2 protein-coding genes and 1 pseudogene are annotated in these 2,399 nt (G+C 64.1%); all 3 read left to right on the top strand.

Translation table 11 applies throughout. From position 1 onward, the window contains the following. Nucleotides 1-1,114, top strand: a 1,114-nt coding sequence (locus JV551A3_RS22725; protein ID WP_133979141.1) for an ATP-binding SpoIIE family protein phosphatase, incomplete at its 5' end; no start/stop codon positions are given. 48 nt (nucleotides 1,115-1,162) lie between these two features. Next, the gene (locus JV551A3_RS22720; RefSeq protein WP_133979139.1) at nucleotides 1,163-1,510 is read left to right on the top strand and encodes an Hpt domain-containing protein; all 348 of its coding nucleotides are present in this window, start codon (nucleotides 1,163-1,165) and stop codon (nucleotides 1,508-1,510) included. Between the two features lie 72 nt (nucleotides 1,511-1,582). Continuing rightward, nucleotides 1,583-2,399 (top strand): annotated as a pseudogene (locus JV551A3_RS22715) (flagellar hook-length control protein FliK); the annotation flags it as partial.

Genomic DNA, 2,399 nt, shown 5'->3' with positions numbered 1-2,399 from the left:
GTCCGGCGACATGCGCGTGCTGCTTGGCGATTTCACCGGCCACGGCCTGCCGGCGGCGGTAGGGGCCATGCCGCTGGCAGAAGTGTTCTACGGCATGACCGCCAAGGGCTACGGCATGGCGCAGGTCCTGCGCGAGATGAATGCCAAGCTCAAACGCATCCTGCCGGTGGACATGTTCTGTTGTGCGCTGTTGCTCAACCTCAGCATGCAGCGCGGTTCGGTGGAAGTGTGGAACGGTGGCATGCCCGATGGCTATCGCCTGGCGGTGGATGGCCAGGTGCTGTCAGTGCTGAGTTCGCGACACCTGCCACTGGGCATCCTGGATGCCGAGCGTTTCGATGACAGTACCGAAGTGTTGCCGTTGGCACCGGGCGAGCGCCTGCTGCTGCTGTCGGACGGCGTGCTGGATACTGCCGACGACCAGGAACGCCTGTTCGGCGTGCAGCGCCTGCGCAGGGTGCTGGCCGACAACCGTGACCCGGTGCGGCTGTTCGACGAAGTGATGCAGGCCCTGGAGCGCTTTGGCGGGCGCCCGCGCGATGACATCAGCTTGTGCGACATTCGCATGTTCAGCGCCGAGGAGCGGGTGCCGGCGCCTATGATCTACTCTGATAGCGGCCGCTCCAGCCCGCTGGACTGGTCGCTGGGGTTCGAGGTGCGTGGCCAGAGCCTGAAGCGCTTCAACCCGGTACCTTACCTGGTGCAGTTGTTGCAGGAGATTCATGGCCTGCGCGCACGTACCGGCAACCTGCACAGTGTGCTCAGCGAGCTGTATTCCAACGCCCTGGAGCATGGCGTGCTGGGCCTGGACTCGCAGCTCAAGCGCGATGTACAGGGCTTTGCCGACTACTATCAGGAACGCGCTCGGCGCCTTGGGGTTCTGACCGACGGTTACGTACGCATCGATTTCCAGGTTGAACCGCAGGCCGATGGCGGGCGTCTGATGATCGAGGTCCGTGACAGCGGTGCCGGGTTCGACGTGCAGCGCGTGTTGGCACGGCCTTCGCTGGAGCAGGAGCTGAGCGGGCGTGGCCTGAACCTGGTGCGGCGGTTGGCCAGCAGCGCGCACTGGAGTGACGGCGGGCGCTGCGCGCATGTGGAGTTCGTCTGGTGAGCCACGGGTTGGCTCGGGCATAATCTGGCTTGATCAAGGAGTGAACAAGTGACTGACATGCATATTGACTACAAGGTACTCAGTGACCTGCGTGAGGTCATGGAAGATGGCTACCTGCAGTTGGTGCAAACCTTTCTCGACGACTCCCAGCAGCGCCTGGACCAGCTTCACGAGGCCAAAAGTGCCGAAGAGCTGGGCTCCGCGGCCCACAGTTTCAAGGGCAGCAGCAGCAACATGGGCGCCGTGGCCCTGGCCAACCTGTGCCAGCAGCTGGAAGAACGCGCACGCCGGCCCCCGCTGTATGGCATCGAAGACCTGATAAACCGCATCGATCAGGAATTCGTCGAGGTGCAGAATTTCTACCGGGGCGAGCAACAACGTATTTCCGCAGGTTGATGCGCAAGTTGGCGCGACTCTTGCCTGTCTCTGGCTGGATGATTTTTTTGTTTCTGGCGCGGAGACTGCTCGATGCCTGTCGCACCCAACCCATTGTTGCAAGGCACTGCCATTGCCACCCCCTCGCGTTCGGCCACCACACAGGCTGAAAAACCTCTGCAGGCGCCGGGCGACAAGGGTGACAGCTTTGGCCAGGTGATGGCCAGGCGGAGCCGCGACAAGGCCGCCGCGCAGGACGACAAGGCCGACCAGGCCAAGCCCAAGGACAAATCCGAGGCGGCACAAGGCGGCAAGACAGACGCTGCCGAAAAAACCGCTGTTGCCGATGACGGCAAACAATTGCCAGCCGACGACCAGGCTCAGGCGGACTCTGGCGTGCGCGATGCCAGCCTTGTGGCCGGCCAGGTAACCGACGCCCAGCCTGGCGCACAACTGATTCAGGCCCAGGCCGAGGCGGTGGCGCCTGTGTTGCAAGCCGCCACGGCGCAGGCCCAGGTCACCGCCGCGCTGCCCGGGGAGTCAGCCGAGGAAGCCTTCGACCCTGACGCCGACCCTTTGGCCAACCTGCCGACCTTGCGCCTGGCACTGGAACAAAGCGCCCAGGCCAAAGGGGCGACCTCGGCGCATGCCCTGGACCCTTCACAGGCCCAGGGCGAGGAGGGGCAGATGGCCGTCAATACCTTGGCGAATCTGGTCGAGAATGCCGAAGGTGAAACCGGCGAGCCTGGCGACAAGGCCTTTGCTGGCTTGCTCGAAGATGGCCTGAAGGACACCAAGAGCGCTGGCAGCGATACGCGCGTCGACGATTTCGCCAACCGCCTGGCCAACCTGACCCAGGCCGCCACGGCCAAGACCGCCAATGCCGTGCCGGCCAATGCCAGCCCATTGC

The sequence above is a fragment of the Pseudomonas inefficax genome, from assembly GCF_900277125.1.
GTDB lineage: Bacteria > Pseudomonadota > Gammaproteobacteria > Pseudomonadales > Pseudomonadaceae > Aquipseudomonas > Aquipseudomonas inefficax.
This window is presented reverse-complemented; position numbering and strand designations above follow the sequence as displayed.